Origin of the sequence: Pseudomonas sp. NPDC096950 (assembly GCF_044762525.1) — a bacterium.
Taxonomy (GTDB): Bacteria; Pseudomonadota; Gammaproteobacteria; order Pseudomonadales; family Pseudomonadaceae; genus Aquipseudomonas.
On record NZ_JBIWEL010000016.1, the window covers coordinates 149,325 to 155,425 of the forward strand.

8 protein-coding genes and 4 tRNA genes are annotated in these 6,101 nt (G+C 54.0%); 8 read left to right on the forward strand and 4 right to left on the reverse strand.

What is annotated here, in order from left to right; translation table 11 throughout:
- From ACIQY3_RS22955 to ACIQY3_RS22975, 5 genes are all read left to right on the forward strand, one after another.
- The coding region (locus ACIQY3_RS22955) for an ACT domain-containing protein (protein ID WP_403023963.1) at positions 1-491 on the forward strand (491 nt) is incomplete at its 5' end.
- 188 nt (positions 492-679) lie between these two features.
- A complete protein-coding gene (csrA, locus tag ACIQY3_RS22960) occupies positions 680-868 on the forward strand; it encodes a carbon storage regulator CsrA (RefSeq protein WP_003178872.1) in 189 nt (62 codons plus the stop codon).
- Between the two features lie 62 nt (positions 869-930).
- Positions 931-1,021, forward strand: a tRNA-Ser gene (locus ACIQY3_RS22965).
- A 107-nt stretch (positions 1,022-1,128) separates the two neighbouring features.
- Positions 1,129-1,205, forward strand: a tRNA-Arg gene (locus tag ACIQY3_RS22970).
- A 72-nt stretch (positions 1,206-1,277) separates the two neighbouring features.
- Positions 1,278-1,354 (forward strand) — tRNA-Arg (locus ACIQY3_RS22975).
- A 19-nt stretch (positions 1,355-1,373) separates the two neighbouring features.
- Here the strand turns inward: ACIQY3_RS22975 and ACIQY3_RS22980 are convergent.
- Entirely contained in the window at positions 1,374-1,892 is a 519-nt protein-coding gene (locus ACIQY3_RS22980; RefSeq protein WP_403023967.1) for a cell envelope protein SmpA, read from the reverse strand.
- A gap of 320 nt (positions 1,893-2,212) precedes the next feature.
- Here ACIQY3_RS22980 and mgtE point away from each other — a divergent pair, with 320 nt between their 5' ends.
- On the forward strand, positions 2,213-3,655 hold the full coding sequence (gene mgtE / locus ACIQY3_RS22985) for a magnesium transporter (protein WP_403023970.1): 1,443 nt from the start codon (positions 2,213-2,215) through the stop codon (positions 3,653-3,655).
- A 101-nt stretch (positions 3,656-3,756) separates the two neighbouring features.
- Here the strand turns inward: mgtE and ACIQY3_RS22990 are convergent, their stop codons facing one another.
- A complete protein-coding gene (locus tag ACIQY3_RS22990; protein ID WP_403023973.1) occupies positions 3,757-4,083 on the reverse strand; it encodes an Arc family DNA-binding protein in 327 nt (108 codons plus the stop codon).
- A 386-nt stretch (positions 4,084-4,469) separates the two neighbouring features.
- On the opposite strand from ACIQY3_RS22990, the gene phnN reads away from it, so the two are divergent.
- Complete coding sequence (gene phnN, locus ACIQY3_RS22995) at positions 4,470-5,042, forward strand: phosphonate metabolism protein/1,5-bisphosphokinase (PRPP-forming) PhnN (RefSeq protein ID WP_403023977.1); 573 nt, start codon at positions 4,470-4,472, stop codon at positions 5,040-5,042.
- Here phnN and ACIQY3_RS23000 read toward each other — a convergent pair.
- Both ACIQY3_RS23000 and ACIQY3_RS23005 read right to left on the reverse strand, forming a co-directional pair.
- Positions 5,017-5,196 carry a PA3371 family protein gene (locus ACIQY3_RS23000; RefSeq protein WP_403023980.1) on the reverse strand — a complete coding sequence of 60 codons (180 nt, stop codon included), beginning with the start codon at positions 5,194-5,196 and terminating at the stop codon, positions 5,017-5,019. The genes phnN and ACIQY3_RS23000 overlap by 26 nt on opposite strands.
- 21 nt (positions 5,197-5,217) lie before the next feature.
- Entirely contained in the window at positions 5,218-5,451 is a 234-nt protein-coding gene (locus ACIQY3_RS23005) for a hypothetical protein (RefSeq protein ID WP_403023983.1), read from the reverse strand.
- A 288-nt stretch (positions 5,452-5,739) separates the two neighbouring features.
- Between ACIQY3_RS23005 and ACIQY3_RS23010 the strand changes: the two genes are divergently transcribed.
- A tRNA-Arg gene (locus tag ACIQY3_RS23010) sits at positions 5,740-5,816 on the forward strand.
- The last annotated feature ends 285 nt before the right edge of the window (positions 5,817-6,101 follow it).

A 6,101-nucleotide genomic window follows, 5' to 3' on the forward strand; every position in this document is an offset into this window, starting at 1 on the left:
AACAGCCGATCATTTCCGGCATCGCTTTCAACCGCGATGAAGCCAAGCTGACCATCCGTGGCGTGCCAGACACCCCGGGTGTTGCGTTCAAGATTCTTGGGCCGATCAGTGGCGCGAACATCGAAGTCGATATGATCGTGCAGAACGTTGCGCACGATAACACCACCGACTTCACCTTCACCGTGCACCGCAATGACTTCCAGGCCGCGCAAACCGTGCTGGAAAACACCGCTCGCGAGATCGGTGCCCGTGAGGTCGTGGGGGACATCAAGATCGCCAAGGTTTCGATCGTCGGTGTCGGCATGCGTTCGCACGCCGGTGTGGCCAGCCGCATGTTTGAATCCCTGGCCAAGGAAAGCATCAACATCCAGATGATCTCGACCTCGGAAATCAAAGTCTCCGTTGTGATCGAAGAGAAGTACCTGGAACTGGCTGTGCGCGCTCTGCACACGGCTTTCGAACTGGACGCGCCGGCCCGTCAGGGCGAGTGATGCGTTTGCCGAAGGGCGCGGTCTGACCGCGCCCTTCGTCTTTTTTGAATAGCGCGACCCAGGAACTGTTCTTTTGCTCGCGCTGGTCAATACTCAGGCATGTAGGGCTGCGATCGTAACGGTTGTAGGTCGAGTGCCTTTTTTTTGCAGACTGTTGTCCCTGAACTGTAATGCGTGAGGAGAAAGGTATGCTGATTCTGACTCGTCGGTGCGCAGAAAGCCTGATTATTGGTGATGGCGAAATCACTGTGACCGTGCTCGGCGTCAAAGGAAATCAAGTGCGTATTGGCGTTAACGCACCGAAAGAGGTTGCTGTTCACCGTGAGGAAATCTACTTACGGATCAAGAAAGAGAAGGACGACGAACCAAGCCATTAATTTTTATCGTTTTTTATGTTTGCAAACGGGGAAAAGGTTGGTTAAGATACGCCCCGTGTTGCGGAGAGCTGGCCGAGTGGCCGAAGGCGCTCCCCTGCTAAGGGAGTACACCTCAAAAGGGTGTCGGGGGTTCGAATCCCCCGTTCTCCGCCATTATTTGCGTAGTACGTTGTAATCTGGCTTCTTCGGTAAGTTGTTGAAATTACTAGAAAAAGTGTTTGACATAGAGATTAGACGGCCTATAATGCGCGGCAACAAATGCACTCGTAGCTCAGCTGGATAGAGTACTCGGCTACGAACCGAGCGGTCACAGGTTCGAATCCTGTCGAGTGCACCATTTAAGAGTTGTTTGCAGTAATGCGAGCAACTTTGCTTCAGCCAGTTGTGGTCTGGTTTAAAAACACAAAATGCACTCGTAGCTCAGCTGGATAGAGTACTCGGCTACGAACCGAGCGGTCACAGGTTCGAATCCTGTCGAGTGCACCAAACACCAAAAAGCCCGCGTTTAACGCGGGCTTTTTGCCGTCTGGGATTTGGCTTTTCCTTTCACGCATCCTCTTTCATCAAAATCGACGTGAGCACTTCGGCCTCGCTTGAGGTCATACCGGTAGCTCGTGGCCGAATTGCGAATACTGATCTTGTCCGGTTTGCCGAGCGCGCTTTCGACGTCCTGCTGATTCATGCCGGCAATGACACGCTGATTGATGATCGCTTCGCGTCGTTGCCTGGCGTCGATCAGGTTTCCACATTTGTCCTCGGATTGACCAACAACGGTTAGCTCTCTCCTTTTTGCGTGTGTGTCTGATGTTTCCCGTGCAGTGGCTTCGGGCATGACCGCAACGATGGTGCCTGGCATGAATGGGCGCACATCCTGACGTGAAAGGTGCTCTCCGGCCCTGCAGCTCATTGTGGTGAAGGTAATGCGTCCGTCAGGTGCCTCGCATCGGTGAATGGTGGCGGCAAACGCCTTGGGTGGCAGGTAGAGCAGGGTAGCCAGTAAAAGAAGATGTGTGTTCGATGGCATATGGCGTCCTCCATGACGTCTGACCAGAAGGGTAGTCGCTACATTTTCGGGCTGCGGTGTGTTTTCTTTTCAGGATAAGTCGTCGCAGTTTGATGGATAAGGGCAGCGCTCAGGTTTGTCTTGCAAGCGCTTGTTTCAACCACGATTTTTTAACGTTTTAAACCGTCAGGCGGTGTATCATTGCGCCCGTCAGCCCCGCCGGGGCTTGTGGAAAACCTCCATGGACTTACCCAGTAGTTACTCAGTACCCCGTTTTTCCAATCATGAATTGACTGATTGATCCTTCCGGCGTGCCCCGCTGCTGGGAGTGGAGTTCGCCTATGTCCGAAGTTGAAGTAAAGAAAACGCAGGAAAGCTTGCAGGACCGCCTCGCTCAAGTCGTTGAGCTGTTGCAGCGTCAGCGTGTGGTCGAAGACCTGACGCATCGCCAGGAAGGTCCGCATCACGACCGGGTCGAGAACCTGGTTCACCGGCAAAACCTCGTCGAGCTGCAACGCAAGCTCGATGATCTGCACTCCGCCGACGTTGCCTACATTCTTGAAGCCTTGCCGCTGGACGATCGTCTGACGCTCTGGCAACTGGTCAAGGCTGATCGTGACGGCGACATCCTTCTCGAAGTATCCGATTCGGTTCGTGAAACGCTGATCGCCGACATGGACGATCACGAGCTCCTGGCTGCGGCCAAGGACATGGACGCCGACGAACTCGCTGACCTGGCCTCCGAGCTGCCGCGAGACGTCGTCCATGAGCTGATGGAAACCCTTGATGGCCAGCAGCGTGAGCGCGTTCGCTCCGCGTTGTCCTATGACGAGGAGCAAGTCGGTGCGCTGATGGACTTCGAGATGGTGACGATCCGTGAGGATGTCAGTCTCGAAGTGGTCCTGCGTTATCTGCGTCGCCTGAAAGAGTTGCCGGGTCATACGGACAAACTGTTCGTGGTCGACTACGACGGCGTGCTCAAGGGCGTGTTGCCGATCAAGCGGTTGCTGGTCAACGATCCAGAAAAACAGGTTGCTGATGTCATGGCCAGCGATCCGGTGAGTTTCCACCCGGACGAAGATGCCTACGATGCGGCCCAGGCGTTCGAACGTTACGACTTGATCTCTGCGCCTGTGGTCGACAAGAACGGCAAGCTGATCGGCCGTCTGACCATTGATGAAATGGTCGACCTGATTCGTGAAGAGAGCGAAAACGAAGTTCTCAACATGGCAGGTCTGCGCGAAGAAGAAGATATTTTCGCTTCAGTCTGGAAATCCTTGCGTAACCGCTGGGCCTGGCTGGCGGTGAACCTGATTACCGCGTTTGTGGCGTCCCGGGTAATCGGTCTGTTTGAAGGCTCCATCGAGAAGCTGGTGGCGCTCGCGGCATTGATGCCGATCGTGGCGGGTATTGGCGGTAACTCAGGCAATCAGACGATCACCATGATCGTTCGGGCCATGGCGCTGGACCAGGTCAGCACGGGCAATACATCGCGCCTGATGCGCAAAGAGCTCGCGGTAGGTTTGATCAACGGCTTGGTCTGGGGCGGTGTGATTGGTGTAGTCGCGTATCTGCTGTATGGCAGTTGGTCCCTGGGTGTGGTGATGACGGCGGCAATGACGCTGAACCTGCTGTTGGCGGCATTGGCCGGGGTGTTGATTCCCATGACCTTGGCGCGCATGGGGCGGGATCCGGCAATGGGTGCCAGCGTGATGATCACGGCCATGACCGACAGTGGCGGGTTCTTTATCTTCCTGGGGTTGGCGACAATCTTCCTGCTCTGATTCGTATCTCAAGACCCGCCAAATTGGCGGGTTTTTTTATGTCTCAAATTCAAGGCAAAAAAAAGCCAGCGATTATGCTGGCTTGAATTTTTTTGGGTGACTCAGGACGCGTCTGCGGCCATTTCAGCGTCATGGGCAATCAGCGAAACAAGAGCATTCTGCTGACGGTGGGAGAGTTGGCGGAAACGTTGCAGCAGTTCACGTTCGTGCAACGACAGCTCCGGACTGTCCAGGCGCATGCTCAGCTCTTCGCCCAGTGCACCTTCCTGAATAAGACTCTGCTCAAGGCGCGCAATGATCTCGGAGTTCATGCTGCGATGATGATTGCGAGCCACCTCGGCAATGCGTTCACGCATTACGACTCGCAGACGTACGACGAACTTGTCAGCCGTACGGCTGGAATAAATTGCCTGTTTCAATGGGCGCATATATTTAACCGGTTAGTTCAGGGGAGCGGTTCTCGGGATTGGCCGCAGGATGTCTGATAGGACAAGCACTCTGGCCAAATGTTCAACCTGAATTGATAGAGGCTCGCATCATGCCTCAAAGTAGCCAGTTCATTGGCGTCAATTCTGTGACAAATATTGAACTGGATAAAGGCGTTATGCCAGCACCAATTATCAGAAATGCGGACTGGTTTGAAAAGTTTGCCCAGGTCCGTGTTCCTGGCCGCGTCCTCTTGCCCTGCGGGTGATGTCCAAAGACGCCTGGAGGTGCATGCTATGCGGATTCGATCATCGTTCCATACCTTGTATAGGATAGTGGCAAATGGCCGATTTACTAGAGGCGAACCGTAGTGCGGGGTGATTTCGGGATGGATGGCAGATTGATTTATCTGATGGGTCCTTCCGGGTCGGGCAAAGACAGCCTCATTCAGGCGGCTCGTGAATCCTTGCAAGCGCTGGGCTGCGAAGTCGTGCGGCGGGTTATCACGCGTTCGGCTGAGTCCGTGGGCGAGGATGCCGTGGGGGTTTCTCCCGCAGAGTTCGAGCGGCGCAGGGAGGAGGGGGGCTTTTCGCTTTCGTGGTGTGCCAATGGCCTGGCTTACGGTATCCCCGTCGAAATTAATCAGTGGCTACACAATGGCCGTCATGTGCTGGTCAATGGCTCCCGAGGGCATTTACCCGTCGCGCTGAAGCAGTATCCCGAGTTGGTACCAGTGTTGCTGACGGTCAAGGACGAAGTATTGCGCGAGCGCTTGTTGCGGCGGGGGCGTGAGAGTCTGGAAGAAATTGAAGCCAGGATTCGGCGCAATGGACTATTTGTAGCTGATGGCTCGAGCGGCGATATGCTTGTCCATCGGCTTGATAACTCCGGCGACCTGACCGTTACGGTCAATAATCTTTTGAGCCTGCTTAAGCTCAGCGTAAAACCGGATCAAATTTGATTCGTCGCCCGACGATCAGTGCCAGCACAAACAGCGTACCAAACACGCCGAAGGCAATCAGGGGCAGGGTGAGCGCCGCTTCCTGAGTTAAACAAAGATGAAGAATGCCGCTCAACAGGGCCAGGATAAAAAATCCAGCGGCTGATTTGGACATGCGATGCTCCTGGTGGTGGATTCAAAATACCAATCGTTCGGAAGAAGCGGTCTGTAGCAGGTCAGGTTGTTGGTCCGCTTCCTGATTTACAAAAACGTGTTGATCGCTCATGACCGCCAATTGAGGGGCTTTCTGCAGCTGCAGGTAATGAGGCATGCGCTGGGTAACTACTTGAGCCTCACCCTTAGGCACAAATTGAAAGCCAAGCAACACAGCCAGAGCGATCGCATTCGAGAGTAAAAGGGTGCCGTTCATGGGTTGGTCTCCACTGTTCTTGGTGAACAGTGGAAGCAGTCCGCATGCCAAGAGTCTAACGGCTATTAAATCGTTTAAAAACAATGATTTATGCTTGTATCGCTGAAAGGCATCAGTGCAATTTGCAATGATGGCGTTTTGAGGTGATGCAATTTGCACGGTGTCGGTCGTGCGAATGCCTGGAGCTTTTGCCTACACTTAAAAAGCCTAAGGACGACATGACAAAAGCAGGCCTGCCCGTTAACATGCTCGCCGTCCATCGCACCGCGGTCCTCGCGGGCGACTTGTGTCTCAGTAGCTCAATTGGATAGAGCATCCCCCTCCTAAGGGGAAGGTTGGCAGTTCGAACCTGCCCTGGGACACCATTTCACTTCATGTCCGCTTCCTTCAGCTCGAATTCTCTTTCTGGAATCCTAGTCTCCGCCTGTGTGGATGAGTTTCTGTGGCTGCCTTTCGAGAGCTCTGAGTATCTCTTCTATATAGAGGCGCTTCTTTAGGGGGGTGAGCTGTTTTCCGGCGTTATGCAACTTATTGATAGAAAAGCCAAATCAGTGCTTGACGGCAGATTCTGGAAGTCTATAATTCGCCCCACTTCCGGCGCAGTCGAAACGGAAAACTCCTTGGTAAACAAAGAGTTACGCAGGTTTCGG

Bases quoted from the DNA above. Each gene is read 5' to 3' on its own strand.
- csrA (WP_003178872.1), top strand. From the start codon at position 680: ATGCTGATTCTGACTCGTCGGTGCGCAGAAAGCCTGATTATTGGTGAT.
- ACIQY3_RS22980 (WP_403023967.1), bottom strand. From the start codon at position 1,892: ATGCCATCGAACACACATCTTCTTTTACTGGCTACCCTGCTCTACCTG.
- mgtE (WP_403023970.1), top strand. From the start codon at position 2,213: ATGTCCGAAGTTGAAGTAAAGAAAACGCAGGAAAGCTTGCAGGACCGC.
- ACIQY3_RS22990 (WP_403023973.1), bottom strand. From the start codon at position 4,083: ATGCGCCCATTGAAACAGGCAATTTATTCCAGCCGTACGGCTGACAAG.
- phnN (WP_403023977.1), top strand. From the start codon at position 4,470: ATGGATGGCAGATTGATTTATCTGATGGGTCCTTCCGGGTCGGGCAAA.
- ACIQY3_RS23000 (WP_403023980.1), bottom strand. From the start codon at position 5,196: ATGTCCAAATCAGCCGCTGGATTTTTTATCCTGGCCCTGTTGAGCGGC.
- ACIQY3_RS23005 (WP_403023983.1), bottom strand. From the start codon at position 5,451: ATGAACGGCACCCTTTTACTCTCGAATGCGATCGCTCTGGCTGTGTTG.